Here is a 21817-nt window from a genome sequence, read left to right on the forward strand (position 1 = left end):
ATGAATGAAGCAGCAACAAATTACAATAACGACACTGTAATTTCTATTAAAGATTTAAAGAAATCCTTTGATACGAACATTGTACTGAATGGGATAGACATTGATATTTTAAAAGGAGAAAATCTTGCGGTGCTGGGTCGTTCCGGAAGTGGAAAATCCGTACTGATAAAAATAATCTCCGGTCTGCTAAAACCTGATAGTGGTACTGTAAAAGTGCTGGGTCAGGAAGTAAATAAATTAACCGGGAAGGCATTACAGGCACTAAGATTAAAAATTGGTTTCTCTTTTCAAAGCAGTGCTTTGTACGACAGTATGACCGTCAGAGAAAATCTCGCATTTCCACTGGTAAGAAATAAACGTAACTTAAAAACAAAGGAGGTGAATGAAGCCATTGAATCGGTTTTGAATGATGTGGATTTATTACAAACCATCAACCAAATGCCCGCAGAACTTTCCGGAGGGCAGAGAAAACGTATCGGCATTGCCCGTACGCTGATAATGAAGCCGGAAATAATGTTGTATGATGAGCCTACATCTGGGCTTGATCCCCTCACCTGCATAGAGATAAATGCCCTGATTGTGAAGGTTCGCCAACAATACAACGCCAGCTCAATTATTATTACACATGATTTAACCTGTGCAAAAGCTACTGCTGACAAAGTCACCATGATAGTAGATGGCAGGTTTTTGATACCCGGAAGTTTTAGCGAAATATTCAATAAAAAAAATACAAATGCAAAATCCTTTTATGATTACAATTTCATCAACGACAAATGACTACATTTAAAAATAACCGCCCCGTAATTGTTGGGATATTTATACTACTGGGCCTTGCGATATTAGTGGTTACCATTTTCACCTTAGGGGGGCAGAAAAAAACATTCGTAAAATCGTATACCATATATGCGGTTTTCAATGATGTAGGAGGTTTAATAAAAGGGGGCAATGTTTGGTTTTCTGGTGTAAAAGTGGGTACGGTCAAGAACATCACATTCTATCAAAACTCGCAGGTGCTGGTTACGATGAACATTGAGAAAGAAGCTCAATCACATATCCATAAAGATGCAATGGCAAAAATCGGTTCAGATGGACTGATAGGCAACAAAATAGTAATTATTTATGGAGGAAGTGAAAACATGCCCCAGGCAGAGGCAAATGATCTTCTACATGTCGAAAACATAGCTGGCACTGATGATATGCTGGCAACCTTACAGGCCAACAATATAAATCTATTGGAAATAACAAACGATTTTAAGCGTATAAGTAAAAAGATCGATAGTGGGAAAGGTACGTTAGCTACATTATTAAATGATCCTGCAATGGCCAATAAGCTTTCCAACACGTTTGACAACCTACAGGCTACCGCATCAAATTTTAAAGCCGTTTCTATTAACAGTAAAGATGTTTTATTAAATCTCAAAGATTTTTCCAACAAAATCAATAAGCCAGGTAATTCAATAAATGATGTGGTTACAGATACTGTCATGTATGCTTCTATTAAAGGAACATTATTCCAATTGAAAAAAGCAGCTGATGCGGTGACCATATTTACTGGCAACCTCGAAAAGGCAAGTGAAAGACTAAACCAGGATAACAATGTAGCAGGAGTGTTATTGAACGATTCACTCACAGCCGCCTCCATTAAAATCACTTTAAAGAACCTGGAAACCAGCAGCCAGAAATTAGATGCAGACCTTGAGGCATTGCAACACAATTTTTTATTAAGAGGCTATTTCAGGAAAAAGAAATAATAAACAAGTGATACGGATTAACAACCAGTTTGACAGGTATTTGAAACTACCTTAACTTCTTTTTTAAAAGCGTTTTATAAACTTCAAACCATCCTGTTATAACCAGGCTTACCCCCGTGCAAAGAATAAAATCCCGCGCGCTGATCCGGGTTAATTGAAACGCACGCTGTACAAACGGAATAATAGTTATTCCTGCCAGAAAAACCAATGAGGCAGACAAGACAAAAGGGACAAGATTATTTTTGAACCGAAAGGTTTTAAAAATATTTTCCTGGAAGGACCGGTTCACGAAAGTGAGAAATACATTACTGATTACAAGCGTAAGGAATATAATTGTGCGCACGTATTCGATCGTATTACCGCTCTGCATAAAACCATAGTACAGGGAAAGGATTCCGAATGCGATGATGAAACCCTGAATAAGGCTGATCAGCAGTTCCTTTCCGGTGAATATACTTTGCGATTTCTTACGGGGTGGCTGGATCATGATGGAGCTTTCCACCGGCTCTTTTTCAAAAAAGATCGAGCAGGTTGGCCCCATGATCAGTTCAAGAAATATCACATGAATGGGGGTGAAGATATTAGGGTACCTCCAACCCAGTAATAAAGGAAGGGATGCCGTAAGTATAATCGGTATATGAATGGAAATGATGTAGCGAACAGCTTTTTTCAGGTTATAGTAGATCTTTCTTCCCTGTTTGATAGCTTCTGTTACTTTTTCCAGGCGGTCATCCGTGAGAATAAGGTCCGAAGCTTCTCTCGCGATCTCCGTGCCCCTCCCCCCCATCGCTATCCCGATATTGGCTGATTTCAGGGCCGGGCCATCGTTCACTCCGTCTCCCATCATGGCAACGGTCTCACCGCTTTCTTTCAATGCTTCAATGATCTTCAGCTTGGCCTCTGGAAACATCCGTGCAAAAACAACTACTTCCCTGACAACTTTGACAATTTCGGTTGAAGTCATGGTCATTAATTCTTCGCCCGTGATAGCGGCACCATTCAATTGCATACCTACCTGCTTAGCAATATGCATAGCAGTCTCTTTATTATCGCCTGTTATGAGCTTTACTTTTATACCTGCGGCATACCATTGGTCAAAATCGTTTTTTATTCCCTGCTTAGGAGGATCATACAAAGCTACAATCCCCTCGAACTGCCAGTTAAAGTTCTGCTGCAGTTCCGGGAAATCCTTTCCGGTAAAGGTGGCGGAGCAAATGCCCAGTAACCGAAGTCCTTTGGCAGCCATACTGCTGATAACTACATTTATTTTTTCGGTAGCCGCCGGGGACATTTTACAGACAGCCAGGATTCTCTCGGGTGCTCCCTTTCCTGCAACAATGATGTTGCCCTTCATCCTGTATACATGTGTCATCATGGGTGGCATACCGCTTAATGGGTATTCCCGGATCATTTCTTCCTTTTCGGCTTCTATGCGGGGAACCCGTTCATAAGCTGCTATGATGGCTTTTTCCATTGCATCAAAAGCCTCCTGTTCACTGGCCAGCCTCGCATAACGAAGCACTTTACTGCTCTTAATAGCACTTTCCGGTGTTATAATTTCTGTAATGTCGTTTTCAAAATCATAGATACTGTTGACTTCCATTCTATTTTCGGTGATCGTGCCCGTCTTATCGAGGCAAATGACACTTACTGCCCCAAGATTTTCTATCGTTAGCGGTTGGCGTGTTATGATGCCCAGTTTTGACATATGGTATGCCCCGAGTGCCATAAAAGAAGAAAACGCTACGGGAATTTCTTCCGGAATAACGGCCATCGCGATGGTAAGACCTAACAGGAGACTTTGAATAATACTTCCGGAATGAAGATAATTGACTAACCAGATTAAAGCAAAGGTGATAAACCCAATGGCCGCCATAATTTTCACGAATTGCGCGATCTGGTTTTGCAACAACGTTCCCGGGGTTGAAATAGTTGTGATCGATTTGCCCAACTTTCCCAGAACTGTGCTGTTGCCAATGGCAGTGACGATTGCGTAACAACTTCCCGAATTGACGGTTGTGCCCTGGAAAAGCAGGTTGTGCCCCTCAGCTGCACTTTTATCCACCGGCTGAGATTCGCCGGTAATAATTGATTCATTAATACTCAAATCATTGGCGTGTACAATTTTACAATCGGCGGGGATGCTGTTTCCTTCTGCCAGCAATAATATGTCGCCAGGTAAGAGGTCCTCCGAGAATATAGCCTGTTCTTTCTCATCCCGGACTACAGTAACCCTTGGTTGTGTATATTGTTTGAGCGCCGCCAGGGCTTTGGAGCTTTTGACGCCCTGAAAAATGGAAATAGCTCCGACAAAAACCATCGCTGCCAGCATGAGTAGTCCCTCTTTTACCTCTCCCAGGAAGAAATATAGCAGGCAGGCAAGCAGAAGCATAAGAAACATAGGTTCTTTTACGATCTCCCATACCATCCTGGCAAACCCATGTTCCCGGGCTGCTATGAATTGGTTCTTACCATATTGCCTGACAAGTGCAGGTACATCCATGCTTCTCAAACCTGAAAACCCTGGTTCTAATTTGACGTTTTTCATGCCGGCTGATTTATTGGTATTGGATGGAGGACTCTGGTAAGTTAGTAAAGTTTCAGGGGAAATGAAATGATTAAACTCATCAAGGGTGGTGATTCTTAATGCGAGGTAGCGTTTGATTCTATGAGGTGCTATAATTCTTCTGACGCATACTTTACAAAAAACTCAAAGGCATAGACATTGTTATTATAGTTTGATTTAAATCTTCCATGAAGAATATGTCTTTCATCTACATCATTGGATTTATCAATCTCATCAAATAAATGCGTTAATTCATGAAATTTAATATGGTCGACGGTCCAATTCCTTCCATGAGTTGTATAAAGCAATGGCCTTAAACTTTCCCTGCTTACAGTAAGGCTCCTGATATATTCCATTCCCAGCAAAAAACTGGGATTAGAATAACGATTGTCACAACCGCTAACAAATTCTTTCCCGTCAACATTCAAATCAGATAATAATAATAGTGTCAGTGCAGATGCCAGTGAGTTAATGCTCCCGGTTCATTGCCACCTGCTTCAACATTTTTTTATACCGGGCAAATGCCGGTCCCATAATATACCCGATATTCAGCTGTACCCTAAATCCATTATACCGTTCCAACCCCCCGATATAAGGATCATATTTAGGTGTCCACAAGTATTTAACAGACAAATCATAGGCGAATCTTTTGCCTGCCCTGGTAAACATACCTACTCCCGCTTCCATAGAAAAACGCTTCTGCGAATAATCCTTGGCGTCAATATCTGCCATGGTCCCCTTTATTTTAATCAGGGTTGTATTTACGGCCCCCACACCCAACATTAAATAAGGTCTTGGTTCTGCGGCTAACAAGCCTCTCAGGAAACTTCTGCGGCTATTCAGATAACCAAGTTCTATTTCATCATTCTCTTTCGCAATTTCCTCATCCAGTGCCCTGATCTTCATCCACTGATTCGCTTTGTATCGCTTGCTATAGATTCCTCCCAGCCCCCATTTAAAATAGGAATAATTAGATAAAATAAAACCCGTGCTCGCACTGATGGAAGAACCATTACTGCCAATCAGTGCCTTATAGCGTTCTGTTCTATTCATCTGGATCTCCGTTCCTATCCGATGTCTATCTGAGATAAAACTCTCCGAAGCAATACCAAAGTAAAATTTCTTTTCTGCAATGTTTATCCTCGTTTTCACATCCTCAGGCGTTTGATAACTACGCGGAATATAGGTATTACCGAATGTAATACTGATGACCCTGTTGCTTAAATAGGAATCCAGCAGTTGGTCAGTCATCTCCTTGCGTACATGGTTATACATTTTTTCGTACCGTGCCAGTCTTTCAATTTCCCATTCGTAGTCATTGTCTCCATTCATTTTCCTTTTCTGAACATAATACATCGTATCTGCCGGAATTTCACCCGTAAGCAGGCTATAGTTACTGTTTTTTTTGTTTACATGGTGATACGGAAACATGGCATCACCAAAGTAAGTGGTAGCCAGTTGCATAGATGGCATCATGATCCAGATACCAGGGGAAGAAGAAAAATATTCCGGTAAAAAAGACATCACCGGCACCATAGCTGCTCCCTTCGCAGCGGCATCCACATTTCTATTGAGTGGTTTTATCGACCTGATATTTTCAAATTTAATACTGTCAAAGCTTGGCGCCCCTAGTTTAACAGGAATAGGTATAGGGATAAATGGTGGCCGTTTAATAAATACCAGGCATGAGTCAGTTATACCGACAAGTACAGATTCAACATAATAGGTATGTCTGTTAAAATCAGTCCTGGTAAGGGGCTGTTCCATCTTTATCTTTTTATCTGACCAGAACCATAATTTTATGAAGCTACCTGTTTTTATAGTATCACATTTCCCTGATTGAACGTTTTTAATAATAAGTACTTTTTGCGTTGCAGGTAACTGGCCGTAGGCAAAGGAAACAGAAAGGCAATAAATAATAATTTGTAGGTAGCACTTCATAAATTGTTGTTCGTATCATACAAATCTATCGGTGAAACGAACTATTCGGCAAAAAAATGGATAAACCAACCAATTGTCAGGGAGAATTAAATGTATCACAAACAGAAAGTAAATCAGTGGATTAACGGCAGCATATTTACCGGTAAATTGGTGGATTGATCGATTAATTTTATATTGGATGATTGAAATTTTTTACTTTCCCCCCAGATGAGAGCAAGATTGATCACGATTATCGTTCATGTGTTATTTTTAGCAGCATTTTTTTATGCGCCCTTATTTATTATTCCCGACTTTCCCATGAAAATTAAACCAGATGAATGGCGGGTAACAATCATCGTCAACAATCTATTTGCAGTATTTGTATTTTATATCAATTACAGCCTGCTAATACCAAGGTTCATACTTTCAGGAAATTATTATAAATATATAATTTACACTATTCCCATTGCATTAGCCTGTTTAGCAACACCCAATTTAGTAAATGTAGTACTTGACTACCTTTACGGACATAACCCTGATATCCGCCCAACAAATTTCATCATAGGCACTATCCTGATGTCTGCTATGGGGTTAGTATTGGCATTTGCCATGCGATTCTCTGAAGACTGGAAAAGAATGCGGGAGGAAAAAAAAGAGCTGGAGAATACCATAAAAGCAACAGAGCTGGTTTATTTAAAAAAGCAATTGAATCCGCATTTCTTTTTTAATACGCTGAACGGAATTTATGCAATGATCATTAAAAAGTCGCCAATGGCCCCTAAGGCGGTGTTATTATTGTCTAACCTCATGCGGTATGTACTATATGATTCCGACAATACGTTGGTAGAACTCGAAAAAGAGGTCAACTATGTAACGAATTATGTTGAAATGCAGAAAATGAGGCTCAGCGAAAATAATCATGTATCCGTCACTGTGAAAGGTGATATGTCACAGGTAAATATACTTCCGCTGGTGTTTATTCCTTTTATAGAAAATGCTTTTAAATACGGGATTTCTTCAGAAGTGGAAAGCAGTATAATTATAGATATCCATTACATTGACAATTATATTTTCTTTTCCTGTATCAATGATATAAATGAGAACAATATGCCCTCTTTTCACTCGGGTATTGGCATCAGCAATTCTATCAAACGACTGGATATGACCTATCCCGGCAAGTATTCGCTCACACATCTTGCCAGAAAAGGGAAATATTATGTGGAATTAAAAATAGACCTTTTATGTTAAGTTGTATTGCAATTGACGATGAACCACTGGCGTTAGATGTGTTGAAAGAGTACATACAGCTCATTCCGGAGGTGACATTGTTTAAGACTTTTACCAGTAAGGAAAAAGCGAAAAACTATCTATCCGACTACCCGGTAGATTTTATTTTTCTGGATATTGAAATGCCGGATCTCAACGGCGTTGATTTTTACAGATCGCTCACCAGGAAACCCCCGGTTATATTTATTACCGCCTACAGCAATTATGCTGTAGCAGGTTTTGAGCTGGACGCGGTCGATTACCTGTTGAAGCCCATAGACCCGGAGCGGTTACAACAATCAGTAAACCGGGTTTTGTTGAGAATGAAGAACATACAGCCGGATGTTCAGTCATTTCTTACCATCCGCCATAAATACCAGTTAAAGAACATTTTGCTATCGGAAATCCTGTATGTGGAAGGGTTAAATGATTATGTTAAGATTTTTACCCGCCAGGAATCCAAACCAATCATCGCCTTAATGTCCATGAAGGAGATCGCCATGAAACTTCCCCAGCAGATTTTCCTTAGAATACACCGCTCATTCATCATCCCTGTCAGTGATATCGTATCCTATAACAGTAAAATGGTGCAACTGAAAAGTATCGCACTTCCTATCGGGGATACATATCGCACGAACATAGCCCAGATTCTTAAAAGCAAGAATAGCTGATTCTCCAATATTATGCATGGGTTCACCCGATTATTTTGAATCCATTCCCCTGCCTCCCTAATTTTGAGCATCAATTCAAATTTATATGAAAAGAATGATGCTTGGCTTTGTTTCATGGTTGCTGCTCTTTCAGGCCAACAGTGCAGCACAGGAAAAGGCAGATACGTTAAGGCTTAAAGATTGCATACAGTTTGCACTTGCCCATCATGAAAATTCCCTCATCTATGCAAACAAAGTAACAGCATCGAAAGAAGCTATCCGGGAAAGTAAATCAGTACTATTGCCGACCGTTAGTGGCAATGCGTCATTTGATTATAACCTTAAACTTCAAACGTCCGTCATCCCTGCCGGCGCGCTCTCAGACAAAGAACTCCGCTTGCAGATGGGTAGCAGGTATAGCACGGGGGCATACCTGGAAGCCGATGAAACCCTTTTTGATAAAGCTAACTGGCTGAATATAAAATCCGCTAAAACAGACAAAGACCTGGCCGATCTGAACTTAAAGAAACAGCAGGAACTAATTGTATATAATACCGTAAAGGCATATTACAACGTATTGTCCTACGCAGAGAAAGTGCGGTTACTGAAAGAGAATGAAAAAGAATATCTTCAACTCGAGCAAATTCTGAAACTTAGGTATGAGCAGGGTGTAGTGAAGAAAAGCTCGTACGATAAAACCCGCCTGGACCTGAATAATATACAGGCCGAAATCAGCTCAAATGAAAATTACTACCGGCTGGCTTTAAACCAGCTGAAAAAAGAAATAGGGGCTGATCTTGAAACGGAAGTAGCGGTCAGTACCCGGATCAGGTTCGATGAATCAGCACCATCACCTGGCTTCACCAATTTACCATTAACCCAACTTACTGATTATAACATTGATTTACAACAATTGCGTAAGCAGGAGATCGCTGCACAACAGAAAAAGGCGGCCTTCCTTCCTACGCTTTCCCTGTATGCAAAGTATGGAGTCAATGCATATGGAACTAAATCTTCAGATGCGTTTAATGACTGGTTTGACTATTCTGTCATAGGCATGAAACTAAGTGTGCCTATTTTCAGTGGGTTCAAAAAGCAAAGTCAATACCAGCAAAGTAAAATAGCACTGACCAATCAGCAGCTGACTGCCACCTTAAATGCCAGAACATATAAGCTTGATTTCCAGGATGCGAATGCGAACTTATATAGCTCCTATACGACCTTGATAAAAAATAAAGAAAATCTATCACTGGCATCAGAACTCCTTTCTGAAGCCACCGTGGAATTCAAAGAAGGGAAAACAGACCTTTCATCGTACCTGGACACAGAATATTCTTACAAAGAATCTCAGAGTAACTACATTAATTCCCTGATAGATTACCTCAATGCCAAAGTAGCCATGGAAAAGGCAAACGGCAGTTTATTGAATTACGTTAACAATCTTGAATAATATGACTGGAAAAAGAATAATAACTATAGTCGTTGCAGTTGTGGTAGTCGGTATTATTTTTCTAACACTGACCAAAAACAAAAAGAAACTGGACGAAGATAAAAAACCGGAAGACAGGTCAAAGATAGCGGTCAATGTACTTACAGATACTGTGAGGAAACAACCTTTATCCAACACCTTGCAATTGCCGGCCACTCTCATCGCAAAGGATGAAGGTACCATTACCGCCGAGACCTCAGGTCGTATTGATGTATTGCATATAGAGCTTGGTACATATGTGAACAAGGGACAAGTGGTTGGACACATCGACATGACGGAGAACAAAATAAAACTGAGTGCGACAGAATTATCCATTTCAAAGCTGGAACAGGATTATGAACGCAACAAAGTGTTACTACAGGGAAATGCCACCAATGCAAATGCTGTCAGTGATGCCAGGTATGACCTGGACAGTAAAAAACTGGATGCCGATCAGCTACGTGCCACTATCAGTAAAGCCAATATTATCTCACCCGTTTCAGGTACAATTATAGAAAAGAAAGTATTAGCAGGTGAATATGTAACCACGGGCGGATCCATCGCTTCCGTGTTCAATACAATGATTTTGAAGGCACGGATTTATGTGCCTGAATCCAGGATAATGGCAATAAAGCCCGGTCAAAAGGCTGTGATCACGACCGAATCTTTGCCAGGAAAGGTCTTTCATGGTACGGTTGCTTTCATCAGCCCCAAAGGGGATGACAATCATAATTTTACAGTAGAATTGGTGGTAGACAATACCAACGGTCATCTATTAAAAGCAGGTTTATATGTGAAAGCTACTCTGATGGAAAATGAGATAGTGAATGCATTGCAGATACCTAAAGTTGCACTGGTTGAAGGAGTAAAAAATCCATATGTCTATACCATCGTGAATAATAGAGCAGTCGCTGTAAAGATTATGGTTGGCCGGGAAAACAATGATATGATTGAGGTACTGAGCGGCCTGTCTGAAGGACAGGTGGTGATCACCAGTGGCCTTATAAATGTTGTTTCAGGAAATAACGTACATGCGATCAACAAAAGCAAATAGTTCCGTATGAGTTTAACAGAATTTTCAATAAAACGTCCACTATTCATTACGGTAATATTTGCATGTTTACTACTGTTTGGATACCTAAGTTATCGTAGCCTGAATTATAACCTGCTACCGAAGTTCGAGACGAATATGATTAGTGTAACCACCTCCTACTCCGGCGCTTCGGCAGAGGAGGTGCAGACCAGTGTGACTAAACCGATAGAAGATGCGGTAACCGCAATTGAGGGTGTTGACAGGGTGAGCTCTTCTTCACAGGAGGGCGCGTCAAGCGTTTCTGTGGAGTTGACAAATGATGCGGATGTAAAACAGGCACAGCTGGATGCAGAAAGAAAAATAAACCAGATAAAGTCAAGTCTTCCCGATAATGCGGATGACCCGGTTGTGTCCAGGTTCAGTACAGATGATCAGGCTATTATGAAGATCAGTCTGACATCGTCCTTGTCTGATACCAAGCTGTATGACTTTGTTGATAATGAGTTAAAGCCACAGTTGACCAACATTCCCGGCGTCGCACAGGTAGATATTACGGGGGGCATAGAGCGGCAAATTAATGTGATGCTGGACAATGATAAACTGAAAGCCTACAACCTGTCCATCAGCGAGGTCAACCAGGCGGTTGTTTACAGTGGTGCAACTTATCCTGCTGGGTCACTTTCCGATAACCAGACACGGTATTCTATTGATCTGAATGCAAAAGTATCCAGTCCTGAAGAATTAAAGCAGATTATTGTCAGGCAGAACCAGGATGGTAGCAGGGTCTTACTCAGTGATGTAGCTTCGGTTACAGATGGGCACGAGGAAGAAAGCACCCTGAACCGTCTGAACGGAAGACCTGCGATCGGTATAGAGATTAAAAAGCAATCTGATGCCAATACGGTAAAAGTTTGTCAGCTGGCAGCACAAAAGCTGGAATCATTAAAACAAACATATGCAGATAATAACCTGCAGTACCATATCGCCTCTGACCAGTCCATTTACACACTGGAATCGGCAGATGCGGTAATTGAAGATATATTTCTGGCGATTGTGATTGTGGCACTGGTGATGTTGTTCTTTTTGCATAGTCTTCGCAGCTCAAGTTTTGTACTGGTAGCGCTCCCGTCTGCCATGGTACCGACCTTTATATTGATGTGGGCATTCAAATTCTCCCTAAACATGATGACACTCATGAGTTTGTCATTGGTGGTAGGGATCCTGGTAGATGATAGTATAGTTGTACTGGAAAACATTTACCGGCACCTTGAAATGGGGAAAGATAAACGGAGTGCTGCGATCGATGGCCGCAAAGAGATCGGGTTTACCGCCATTGCCATTACACTGGTGGACGTGGTTGTTTTCCTTCCATTAGCCCTGGCAGGTGGAATCATTGGAAACATTGTGAAAGAATATGCCCTGGTGGTTGTTTTCTCCACCCTGCTCAGTTTATTTGTTGCATTTACTCTAACGCCCTTACTGGCATCCAGGTGGGGCAAACTGAGTCATTTTACAAATGATACGTTGTGGGGAAGAGTTAATGGCTGGTTTGAGTCATTAATCAACCAGTTGCGGGAGTTCTACGTCACAATATTGAACTGGTCACTGACGCATAAAAGATATGTCATCATCTTTATCACATTCCTCATTTTAGGTACCATTGCATTGGTACCGGCGGGATTTGTTGGTGCTGAATTTATGGAGCAGAGTGACAGGGGAGAATTAAATATCCAGCTCGACCTGGCTTCACAAAGTTCATTGAAACAGACCAACCAGGTGGTATCCCAGGTAGAGGAGCTCATCTTAAAACATCCGGAAGTGAAGGATGTATTTTCAAATGTGGGCACTCAGTCCGGCGCGAGTATTGGTTCAAATGCATCCAATAACAGTAACCTGGCAGAAGTGACAGTTACATTGGTAGACAAAAAAGATCGGAAGATTAAAACCGAGGACTTCGGGAAGTTGCTGCGCGAAGAAATCAATACTGTTCCCGGTGTAAAACCAACCATTAAACTAACCGGCATCACTGGAAATGCATCTTATGGTGTGCAGCTGGCGGTGAAGGGGAATAACAGGGACTCCATTTCAAAAGCAGCAGCGATTGTGAAGGAGATTGTTGCCGGTACAGCAGGAGCTGACTACGTACAGTATAGTACCAAAGAAGCTAAAACGCAAATTTCCATCCAGCTGGACAGAGATAAGATGGCACAGCTGGGTGTATCTGTGGAGAACGTAGGTACTGCCATCCAATATTCATTCAAAGGTAATGACAATACGAAATACAGGGAAGGTGGGCAGGAGTATAATATTAACCTGCAGATGGATAATGCTGACAGAAGTAATATTTCCAATGTACGGAACCTGAATATATATAATGACAGGGGTGGCATAGTTCCTCTCAATGAAATTGCAGTGATAAAGGAGATTCAGATGCAGGGTGTGCTCGAGAGAAAGGACAGGATGAATTCAATGGAAGTCGATGCCGCCACGGTAGGCCGGCCGGCAGGTAGCATTATGGAGGAAATAAAGGCGAAGCTGGCAAAAGTAAAATTGCCGGCTGGTGTAGAAGTCTCAGAAGAGGGCATGAATAAAAACCAGACAGATTCATTCAAAAATCTTTTCCTGGCTATCGGAATCGGGATACTACTGATGTATATGATAATGGTAGCCCTGTACGAAAGCGTGGTGTATCCTTTTGTAGTCCTGTTTTCATTGCCGGTGGCATTGATAGGTGCAATCCTGGCCCTGGCCCTTACGCTGAAAACGATCAATATCTTTTCTTTGTTAGGTATTATTCTACTGTTAGGTCTGGTGGCGAAGAATGCTATTCTGATAGTCGATTTCGCCAATCAACAGAAAGGAGAAGGATTACCTGTAAAAAATGCACTTATAGAAGCGGGTAAAGAACGACTTCGCCCGATCCTGATGACTACCCTGGCCATGATATTCGGCATGTTGCCCATGGCACTGTCTACAGGGGCAGGTTCGGAAACGAAAGGTTCAATGGCCTGGGTGATCATTGGCGGATTGACGAGTTCCATGATGTTTACCCTGATACTGGTACCCTGTGTTTATATGATAATTGAAGGCTGGCGGGTAAGGGTAAATAAATTATTCAGTAAAAAATAAGCTCATTTTTTTGATATATGGTTTTAATTAAAAGAGCCATTTATTCCAAAGTGTAAGATTGGTTAAATGGCTCTTTTTCGTAAAACAGTATGCAAGTGAATGCCTGCCTTGTCGAGGGCGGGCATATTTGTTGTTACGTCAAAATGCCTTCGTCCTAATATTTTCCGGGTTCGGGGTTGCCTACTTTATTGTCATTTTGCAACAAGCGCCTTTATCTCATATACCCGGATGAAAGAGACGATTGCCCAATTCCTTAAATCTGATGGTAGCCGTAATCCAGACTAGCACTTCAATTCCTATAGGAAACAGAATACTTTGCTGGTGTTGCAAATGTGTCGCTAATGCACCTCCCAGGTAGGATGCTAAAAGTAAAGTTCCTAAAATCCCGGTTCTGGGAATAGCAAACAGCAGAACTGACAGCAGTTCGATCATACCAAGTACCTGATAAACTCCCGCCTTAATCCCAAAGGACCCAGCCATTTCAAGAGCGTGTTCACTACTACGTATTTTATCTGTTGCGGAGGCTACCAGCATCAATACAATAATGCCTGTCAATACCCAACCTGTGATATACTTTGCCTTAGTACTCATTTGTTTTAAATTTAAATGGATTGTACCAAACCGCCGTCTACCCGTACCACAGTTCCGCTGATGTAATCTGCCAAAGGGCTGGCCAGGTAAGCCACGGCACTTGCGATCTCTTCCGGACGTCCTAAGCGTCCGATATCATTTGATGCAAGTTGTGCTATCGCATTCTTTTCAATGTCTGCCCAGTCTTGTCCCCATCCAAATTTTTCAGCCATACCCAGCAGCATGTTTTTAGTCGTTTCCACTAACATGGCACCAGGAGAAACTGTATTGGAAGTAATACCTGTCCCTTTAAGCTCCCGTGCCAGTGAAACTGTCAGGTTATGCCGGGCAGCCGTTGAGGCGCTATAATCAGGCTGTACACTCATCGGCTGAATGGCCACAGATGAACCTATCTGGATGATGCGTCCCCACCCCAATCCTTTCATTTGCGGCACCAGGCGATGGATCATTCGCACATACGACAGTACATTGTTGTTGTAAGTATCCTTCCAATTATGCACCGTCGCATTCATCCAGGGCTGCGGATTATAAATGCCCATATTATTCACTAAAATATCGATCTGACCACCCGCCAGTGCAGCTTCAGCAACGGTATCAGCACCTTCATCTGTTGACAGGTCGCCTATGACATATTCAGCGCTCCCGCCGGTTTCCCGGATGCTTTCAGCAATTGCCGTGCTGCGCTTTTCATTTCTCCCATGTACGATCACTGACGCACCTTCTGTAGCCAGGAAACTTACGATTGCTTCGCCGAGGCCCGAACTTGATCCGGTTACTAGTGCTCTTTTACCTTTTAATTTTAAGTCCATAATTTGTTACTTTTGCTATTTAACTTACTTTTTGTAAGTCAAAAATACCTGGTAACTAAGTATAAGACAAGAAGGCATTTGTAAATCAGTCACTTACGTCAATGTAACTATTGCTGATAACCAAATAGATATGAAAAAAGAAAATTCAAAAAAATGTGCAGAAGACCGGGAAGATTGCCCGATAAAGGATGTTCTTTACCGGGTAGGTGATAAATGGTCAATGTTAACGGTGATCATGTTAAGCGATCATGGTACCCTCCGGTTTAATGAACTGCATCAACTGATCGACACTATTTCACAAAGAATGCTAACCGTCACCTTAAAGACGTTAGAAGCAGACGGATTGGTTTCAAGAAAAATGTATCCACAGATTCCGCCTAAAGTTGAGTATGCGCTTACTCCGCTTGGCGAGAGTTTGGTTCCTCCACTAATGACTCTCTACCATTGGGCGAATGCAAGTATGCCTGCTATTAAAGAATCACGGAAACGCTTTCAAAAACAATTGAGCAAGGCGCTGTAAATTTAACCTTGATGGGTTTGTGAAAAGGTCAATAAAATATGACTGCCAATGATTGGTCAGCGAGTTATATTTTGGCCCATAGCGTGAATATCAGACCAGGCCAGGGCGCCCCGTACCATTCGCTACCGGCCTTTGCTACATCCCAAAACTTTTATCCTGTTTACAATCAATAGGTATAAAAAGTAAGTGAATTTTCATTTATTCAAAAAATAAATTATCGTATAAGCGTCACCACACCCTTTTCCATATTCACCTTATTCTCTTCACCATAATAACCAAACTGAATCATATATACATATGTTCCCATTGGCAATAATCCATCCTTCAATCTTCCATCCCAACCCTGATTTATATCCCGGCTCTGGAATACCAGATTGCCATTACGATTGTAAACCGACATCTGAAAATAAGCAATCCCCTTCCCTTTCACTCTGAACACATCATTCTGCCCATCTCCATTCGGTGTAAATGCGGTAGGGATGAATATGTGCTTATTATAAGTCACGGTGACCGTCACCGAATCGGCAGCTACACAATTATTGCCGGTTAAGGTGGATACTACATAAGTCGTCGTTTCACCTGGATAAGCCACTGGCGATGCACAATCCACACAGCTCAGTCCATCAGCGGGGGTCCAGACATAATCTACTGCATTGGCAGCCTTTAATGTGACAGATTCACCTATGTTGATAGTGGTATCCCTGTTCCAGATGGTGACTGGTAAAGTGATTACATCTAATACATTCAGCGTCGTATCCCATGCACAATCATGAGCATCTGTTATTCTTACTGCATAAGTACCTGCAGACAGATCATTCATCGGATTACTGGTCATGAGCACATTCTCCCAATAATATTTATAGGGCGATGTACCACCTGTTGCTACCAGCACAACACTACCATTCCCACGTTCACACAGCTCATCGGTTACGGTAACCTCTGCCTTCAATGCAGTTGGTACGGATAATGCAATAAACACACTATCCATACAAACCGCATTACTGATATAGATTTTATAATCCCCTTTGGTTAATCCGGTAAATACAGGATTGGATTGTTTGGTATTTTCCTTTCCTGCAATCCAGTATTCAAATGGGGCGACCCCCTTATTGACCTGTACAGTAATAGCGCCATCCGTAGCATCATAACAGGTGGGTAAAGTCCCACTGGCAGTTGCACGGATAATGCGGTCGGTATGTTCTATTACCGTAAAATCACCGGATGTTTTACAACCCACAGAGTCGATGACTGTAACAGTATAAGTACCCGGGTTCAGCTTACGATACAGGGAATCATCACCTTTATACACCCCATCCATGTAATAAGTATAAGGATAGATTCCTCCTGTAGGCATAACTTCCAGCTGCCCCCACTCTACTCCACAATCGATATTGGTTACAACACTGGTGCTGATGTCCAGTGCAGCATTACCGGAAACGGAGATAGTATCGGAGCCGGTGCAATAGCCATTGCTGACAGTTACAGAATAGTCACCGGATGTGTTTACGTTGATAATACGGGTTGTTTGCCCTGTGCTCCATAAATAACTTCTGTATAATCCGGCATCCAGCGTAATGGTATTACCACCACACAAGGAAGTATCCTTCCCCAGATCTGGTTTGGGATAAGCCAATACCACGACATCTTTACAATAGGATGTCTGGGTAGGTAGGTCTACATCTGTGAGCAATTGAATCTTATTCACCCCAGGTGTACTGAAAGTGATAGGAGAAACTGCCGTCTCCAGAGAGGATGTTGGCTGGTGCGGGTTGCCACAGGCATCAAACTGAATTCTTGCCAGGGAGTTATCAGCTGCACTGGTGATGATCCCTACCAGACTACTATCCTGGCGTATGAGCGGAGTCATACATACCGGGAAGTCAAAACCGCTGTTAGCAACAACTTCACCTGTGATAGAAGTACTGTTTACACCATCGGGGAAACTCACCTTTACCAGATCATTTGTTGTATGGTTGACTACCAGCCCATATAAGTTACCACATTCATTTATCATGACGATATCTCTTGGGTCGGCTAGTTTATCACTGGCGTTTCCCAGGTCCGTAGATACCGGTGTATTTGTGATGGAATTGCCAAAGGCCATTTTCACGATTGACTGAGTATAGGTATTGGCTATAAAGAAGTATAAATTACCATTGTCCATCATGCGATACACGCCAGTAGGCCAATTGAGGGTACCTGTTACGTTACCCAGATTTTCGCCGGTAGGCGGATTTGCGAAACTTGTACCAAACGTCAGTCTGGTGACTGTATTGGATTGGGAATTTACAGTAAGTCCATACCAGATGCCATTTTCCTGGAATACATTCAGTTCCGAAGGGAAGTTAAGGGTACCGATATTGCCCCAGTTTACCCAACTCTGAGGGGCATTGCCCAGAGAACCACCAAAATCAATTTTGATGATACGCGCCATACTTTCTCCTAATCCACCACATTCAAGTACGTGCCATCCATCTGCATCTTTCACTGCCTGGGCACCCTGTGTGTAAAGAGGAACGATACCACCAAATGTACCTAAGTCGTCGATTGTAGGGGTATTGAGCAAACTTGTACCAAAGTTTAACCGGAACAGGCGTGCATTGCCATAGTTTGATACAAAGCCGTAATAATTATCACCATCCTGTGCCAGGCACATGAAACTGGGAGTGAAAAGGATATTCTGGATGTTCCCCATATTGGTAATTTTTGGGGTACTATAAATATCAGTGCCACAATAATTCCAGAAATATGTGGATACTCCTGTAGAGGTGTTGGCGATACTGATAGGTTGATTGATACATACCGTATCTGGGGCTGTAAATGATGCCTGTGCGAATAACTTTGCTGCAATGAACATAGCCAGACAAAAAATAAAAATACGCTTCATGTTCAGGTATAAGGTAAGTACCTCATTACAATTGGGTAAAAAATATATTGTCCCTAATTACATTATCGGAGTACAAAGCACGTCCGGATTATAGTAATTGTCTCATTATTTGTAGGTTCGAACAATTAAGAATAGAACTGCGGAATAACTTATTGCAGCCCTTTCCGGATAAAATTTTTGGGTCTTCGAAGATTTCCGGTTATAAACATGACAAATTTCTTGTCTTTACTTCCGTTTATAAATGAATGTTGTTTTGCTCAATTTCGAGCGTAAAGCGTGCTTTACAACCTGCTATCTGGAACATTCATGGTTTAACTACGCAGTTGGCGTTATAACGGTAAAATTATATTTTTTTTTAAATATTCAGTCCCTATTTATTTAAAATTATTAATGTAATTTATAAACCACATTTGTAGCTAAAGCAATATTAATCTTAGCTTTTAGTATGTTTTAATGAATCTGATTAATACAACCTGGCTCACTGATTAATCAGGCTAACCTACCACGAAATCACAGTGCCGGCAACGAATGGTGACAATGTTGGCTCCTTTATTAAAACTAAGGCACGGGTTGTCAATAAAGCATAGAAAGCGTTGCACTTATTCAATTTATTGAATCATTCCCTGCCCAAACACAGGGTAGGTTTTGACAGTTGCGAACAGCTTTGAACCCACTCCGCAAATACTGCTGCCAGAAAAACAAGACTTAATTCCTATACAACACAGTTGGAAGAGCTGCTAGTGAAGAAATGGTTTTATAAATTGACTACCTGATTGTTTTTTTGCAACAATGGAATGGTGTAAAAAAGGGGCTATCTTCATTTCACTGCTGATGATAGTCCTTATTGCGTTTTTAAAAATCAAAATCTGTTGTTCCTGTCCAGGTAGTATCTGTCAACTGAAAATTGGGCGTTACATTCAACGAATCTGTAGTCAGAAAAACGGAGATAGCTGTCAGCGAGCTACGTTTTGGCCGGATTGGTTTGGTACCTAATACGACCGCATTTCCACTTCCATTGATCCAGGTAAGTGTGACCTGTAGCTGTGCACCGGGGATAGAATCCTGTGTTCTGAAAAGATCAGCAGTGTATATCTGGATGGGGAGAGTATCGTTTGTATGTATGGTATCGGGGATCATTTGTCCGCCGTAGGTAGCTTGTAAAAATCCACTGGTCAGGTTGTGGATATCATAGCGGATGGCAAAAGCCAGTCTTTTTAACTGTAGACTAATCGTCGTATTGCTTGAATCGCGTGCGGTGTAGTTAGTACTACCGAAATAAGTATCGGCTTCTGACAAGGGATATTTAGCAAATGTATTTGTAAGGGTATCGGTTACGATACTCATATTGTTCAGAGAGTCGATGAAACCTGTTTCCATTGTTTCATTTGCAGCATAATACATATGATTGCGCAGGGTACGATGTATAGGATAAGCATATTGCTTATACCCATCTGTAGAAAGTTGCCACCATAATCCCAGGCTACTGCCTCTTTTGATGGCAGCTACGTTGACGATGTAGGAACTGTCTTTCAGCAGATCGATGCTGATACTGTCAGTGTTGTCAAATAATCCCTGTGCGTATAATGTGCCCTGGCCTGTTCTGATATTCACACCATAAATGGTGCTGTCATAGGCTGATCTGGCGGCGATCCATGCTTTGCGAAGGTCGCCTATGCTGGTAGTAATGTCGCCACTAAGCTGTAAGTGTATGGTCACCTTTTCAGCAGTAGTGGGAGGAGGAGTAGGTTGCGTGGTAGCATCTCTTTTACAGGATAGAAAAAGTGCTGCCAGTATGAGTAGGTAATTTTTCATAATGAAAATTGCTTAGAATCTGATAGGAGTATTTGTTGACCATGATGTAGTTGAATATTTCAGGCTTAGCGTACTATTGCCTGAAGTAGCACTACTGTCCAGTACGGGCAGTGTGATATTCACATTGAGGAGGTGATTCCGGTCTGGCGTAGGGAGTGCAGTCGTGCTGCTTCCTATGTTGTAAGTCCGGCCATCAGGTAATTCCCATTTGATGCTTGCGCTGATATTATAGATGCCATCATCCATTACCAAAGTATCTGCTGTTAAGAATCCAACGGCAGAATAGATGCTCAGATTATTGTCGATTGTGTTTGGATACAATACTTTCCCGGGTAAATAATTAGGCCAGCCGAAAGTGATTACCAGTCGTCCCTGTGTAAGCTGGGGGCAGATGTATTTAATGCCGAATACCAGCCGGCGCATGGGAATGGTGATGCTGGGGTGGGTAGTATCGACGGTGTAACCTTGTACATCTCCGGCGTAGGTAGTGGCTTCTCCTAAGCTTTGGGTCACGATCTCGTTGGTGCTGTCACTGGTATAGGTCTGATAATCGGTGCCATTTTCTCCAAATCCATAAGCGTAGTTAGGAATGTTGGGGGTGTAATCCATATGGTTTTGCAGGATGCCACCGATGGGATAGTTGAATAGGGGTTTGCCGTCATCCTGTGTATTTCCATACAACGATCCCCATTGATAAAGATCATAAAATAATCCGGGGCCGGTACCTTTTTGCAATACTACCAGCCGAATTTTGTAGGTATAGGCAGGGTCCAGCAGGAAATGGATAGAGTCGGGGTTGTCAAAGATGCCTAATGCATATTTGGTAGAACCGTTCCATATCTCTACAGAATAATAGGCACTATCCCGTATTGTTTTGGCGGAAATACTACCGTTTACCTTTCGGGCAGACTGATCGACGATAAATTCACCTCCGGGCTGGAGGGTTACCATCACTTTTTTGGTGGACGAGGTCGTTGAGGTAGGTTTGGTGTCTGAATTCTTTTGACAAGAAGAACAGTACAGGACAAAGGCCACCCCACAAACAATCAGGGAGATTGTAGTTTTCATTTTTTGGGTGTTTAGTTTTATTTTTTTGAAGAAATGCTACACATTCCAGGCAGAGAGGTACAGCATGAAAGAAATAGGAATAATTGTATTGGTTCCCCTTATGAGGAGCAATTTACTGTATTTTTTGGGGTAGAATATTACTTGTAATAGTAGACTCGGTAAGTGATGGGAGAGGTAATTATTTACAGCGTACACTGCAATGGGCGAAGGAACTGACCTCTGGATCGGAAAATCCCCTGCATTGAATGCATCCACCCTTCAAAAATACGTTGGCGCTTTTGGCGATCGTCAGGTTAACCCATGGTGGGTTTTTGGCGTAGCAGGTGTGATGGCTATCACTCTTACAC

Annotated in this window: 15 protein-coding genes; 8 read left to right on the forward strand and 7 right to left on the reverse strand. The window is 41.9% G+C overall.

Annotated elements, in window-relative coordinates:
- Together SIO70_RS23905 and SIO70_RS23910 are read left to right on the forward strand one after the other, a co-directional pair.
- Nucleotides 1–777: an ABC transporter ATP-binding protein gene (locus SIO70_RS23905; RefSeq protein ID WP_320574990.1), complete on the forward strand. Its 777-nt coding sequence runs from the start codon at nucleotides 1–3 to the stop codon at nucleotides 775–777.
- Nucleotides 774–1751 carry an MlaD family protein gene (locus SIO70_RS23910; RefSeq protein ID WP_320574992.1) on the forward strand — a complete coding sequence of 326 codons (978 nt, stop codon included), beginning with the start codon at nucleotides 774–776 and terminating at the stop codon, nucleotides 1749–1751. Before SIO70_RS23905 ends, SIO70_RS23910 begins: the two co-directional genes overlap by 4 nt.
- Before the next feature lie 46 nt (nucleotides 1752–1797).
- On the opposite strand, the gene SIO70_RS23915 is transcribed toward SIO70_RS23910, so the two are convergent.
- Together SIO70_RS23915 and SIO70_RS23920 are read right to left on the reverse strand one after the other, a co-directional pair.
- The gene (locus SIO70_RS23915) at nucleotides 1798–4299 is read right to left on the reverse strand and encodes a cation-translocating P-type ATPase (RefSeq protein WP_320574994.1); all 2502 of its coding nucleotides are present in this window, start codon (nucleotides 4297–4299) and stop codon (nucleotides 1798–1800) included.
- Between the two features lie 486 nt (nucleotides 4300–4785).
- Complete coding sequence (locus tag SIO70_RS23920) at nucleotides 4786–6084, reverse strand: hypothetical protein (RefSeq protein ID WP_320574996.1); 1299 nt, start codon at nucleotides 6082–6084, stop codon at nucleotides 4786–4788.
- Nucleotides 6085–6555: 471 nt separating this feature from the next.
- Between SIO70_RS23920 and SIO70_RS23925 the strand changes: the two genes are divergently transcribed.
- The 5 genes from SIO70_RS23925 to SIO70_RS23945 all read left to right on the forward strand — a co-directional run bounded on the left by SIO70_RS23925 (nucleotide 6556) and on the right by SIO70_RS23945 (nucleotide 13783).
- Entirely contained in the window at nucleotides 6556–7485 is a 930-nt protein-coding gene (locus SIO70_RS23925) for a histidine kinase (protein WP_320574998.1), read from the forward strand.
- Nucleotides 7479–8174 carry a LytTR family DNA-binding domain-containing protein gene (locus SIO70_RS23930; protein WP_320575000.1) on the forward strand — a complete coding sequence of 232 codons (696 nt, stop codon included), beginning with the start codon at nucleotides 7479–7481 and terminating at the stop codon, nucleotides 8172–8174. The genes SIO70_RS23925 and SIO70_RS23930 overlap by 7 nt, the downstream gene beginning before the upstream one ends.
- 85 nt (nucleotides 8175–8259) lie before the next feature.
- Nucleotides 8260–9603, forward strand: coding sequence for a TolC family protein (locus SIO70_RS23935; protein ID WP_320575002.1), 1344 nt, complete (start codon nucleotides 8260–8262; stop codon nucleotides 9601–9603).
- 1 nt (nucleotide 9604) lies between these two features.
- A complete protein-coding gene (locus tag SIO70_RS23940; RefSeq protein WP_320575004.1) occupies nucleotides 9605–10675 on the forward strand; it encodes an efflux RND transporter periplasmic adaptor subunit in 1071 nt (356 codons plus the stop codon).
- A gap of 6 nt (nucleotides 10676–10681) precedes the next feature.
- Nucleotides 10682–13783, forward strand: a complete 3102-nt coding sequence (locus SIO70_RS23945) for an efflux RND transporter permease subunit (protein ID WP_320575006.1) — start codon at nucleotides 10682–10684, stop codon at nucleotides 13781–13783.
- A gap of 216 nt (nucleotides 13784–13999) precedes the next feature.
- Here the strand turns inward: SIO70_RS23945 and SIO70_RS23950 are convergent, their stop codons facing one another.
- Nucleotides 14000–14374, reverse strand: a complete 375-nt coding sequence (locus tag SIO70_RS23950; protein WP_320575008.1) for a DoxX family protein — start codon at nucleotides 14372–14374, stop codon at nucleotides 14000–14002.
- 11 nt (nucleotides 14375–14385) lie between these two features.
- Entirely contained in the window at nucleotides 14386–15183 is a 798-nt protein-coding gene (locus SIO70_RS23955; protein WP_320575010.1) for an SDR family NAD(P)-dependent oxidoreductase, read from the reverse strand.
- A 130-nt stretch (nucleotides 15184–15313) separates the two neighbouring features.
- Between SIO70_RS23955 and SIO70_RS23960 the strand changes: the two genes are divergently transcribed.
- Complete coding sequence (locus tag SIO70_RS23960; protein ID WP_320575012.1) at nucleotides 15314–15703, forward strand: helix-turn-helix domain-containing protein; 390 nt, start codon at nucleotides 15314–15316, stop codon at nucleotides 15701–15703.
- A 214-nt stretch (nucleotides 15704–15917) separates the two neighbouring features.
- Here the strand turns inward: SIO70_RS23960 and SIO70_RS23965 are convergent, their stop codons facing one another.
- The 3 genes from SIO70_RS23965 to SIO70_RS23975 form a co-directional block, all read right to left on the reverse strand.
- Nucleotides 15918–18590, reverse strand: a complete 2673-nt coding sequence (locus SIO70_RS23965; RefSeq protein WP_320575014.1) for a gliding motility-associated C-terminal domain-containing protein — start codon at nucleotides 18588–18590, stop codon at nucleotides 15918–15920.
- Nucleotides 18591–19442: 852 nt separating this feature from the next.
- The gene (locus SIO70_RS23970) at nucleotides 19443–20402 is read right to left on the reverse strand and encodes a hypothetical protein (protein ID WP_320575016.1); all 960 of its coding nucleotides are present in this window, start codon (nucleotides 20400–20402) and stop codon (nucleotides 19443–19445) included.
- Between the two features lie 12 nt (nucleotides 20403–20414).
- Nucleotides 20415–21470 carry a hypothetical protein gene (locus tag SIO70_RS23975; protein ID WP_320575017.1) on the reverse strand — a complete coding sequence of 352 codons (1056 nt, stop codon included), beginning with the start codon at nucleotides 21468–21470 and terminating at the stop codon, nucleotides 20415–20417.
- Nucleotides 21471–21817: the final 347 nt, after the last annotated feature.

The organism is Chitinophaga sancti, from assembly GCF_034087045.1.
Lineage (GTDB): Bacteria > Bacteroidota > Bacteroidia > Chitinophagales > Chitinophagaceae > Chitinophaga > Chitinophaga sancti_B.

Coding starts and splice junctions, on each gene's coding strand:
- SIO70_RS23930 (WP_320575000.1), top strand. CDS start 7,479: ATGTTAAGTTGTATTGCAATTGACGATGAACCACTGGCGTTAGATGTG.
- SIO70_RS23915 (WP_320574994.1), bottom strand. CDS start 4,299: ATGAAAAACGTCAAATTAGAACCAGGGTTTTCAGGTTTGAGAAGCATG.
- SIO70_RS23940 (WP_320575004.1), top strand. CDS start 9,605: ATGACTGGAAAAAGAATAATAACTATAGTCGTTGCAGTTGTGGTAGTC.
- SIO70_RS23920 (WP_320574996.1), bottom strand. CDS start 6,084: ATGGAACAGCCCCTTACCAGGACTGATTTTAACAGACATACCTATTAT.
- SIO70_RS23965 (WP_320575014.1), bottom strand. CDS start 18,590: ATGAAGCGTATTTTTATTTTTTGTCTGGCTATGTTCATTGCAGCAAAG.
- SIO70_RS23975 (WP_320575017.1), bottom strand. CDS start 21,470: ATGAAAACTACAATCTCCCTGATTGTTTGTGGGGTGGCCTTTGTCCTG.
- SIO70_RS23925 (WP_320574998.1), top strand. CDS start 6,556: ATGAAAATTAAACCAGATGAATGGCGGGTAACAATCATCGTCAACAAT.
- SIO70_RS23960 (WP_320575012.1), top strand. CDS start 15,314: ATGAAAAAAGAAAATTCAAAAAAATGTGCAGAAGACCGGGAAGATTGC.
- SIO70_RS23955 (WP_320575010.1), bottom strand. CDS start 15,183: ATGGACTTAAAATTAAAAGGTAAAAGAGCACTAGTAACCGGATCAAGT.
- SIO70_RS23905 (WP_320574990.1), top strand. CDS start 1: ATGAATGAAGCAGCAACAAATTACAATAACGACACTGTAATTTCTATT.
- SIO70_RS23935 (WP_320575002.1), top strand. CDS start 8,260: ATGAAAAGAATGATGCTTGGCTTTGTTTCATGGTTGCTGCTCTTTCAG.
- SIO70_RS23970 (WP_320575016.1), bottom strand. CDS start 20,402: ATGAAAAATTACCTACTCATACTGGCAGCACTTTTTCTATCCTGTAAA.
- SIO70_RS23945 (WP_320575006.1), top strand. CDS start 10,682: ATGAGTTTAACAGAATTTTCAATAAAACGTCCACTATTCATTACGGTA.
- SIO70_RS23950 (WP_320575008.1), bottom strand. CDS start 14,374: ATGAGTACTAAGGCAAAGTATATCACAGGTTGGGTATTGACAGGCATT.
- SIO70_RS23910 (WP_320574992.1), top strand. CDS start 774: ATGACTACATTTAAAAATAACCGCCCCGTAATTGTTGGGATATTTATA.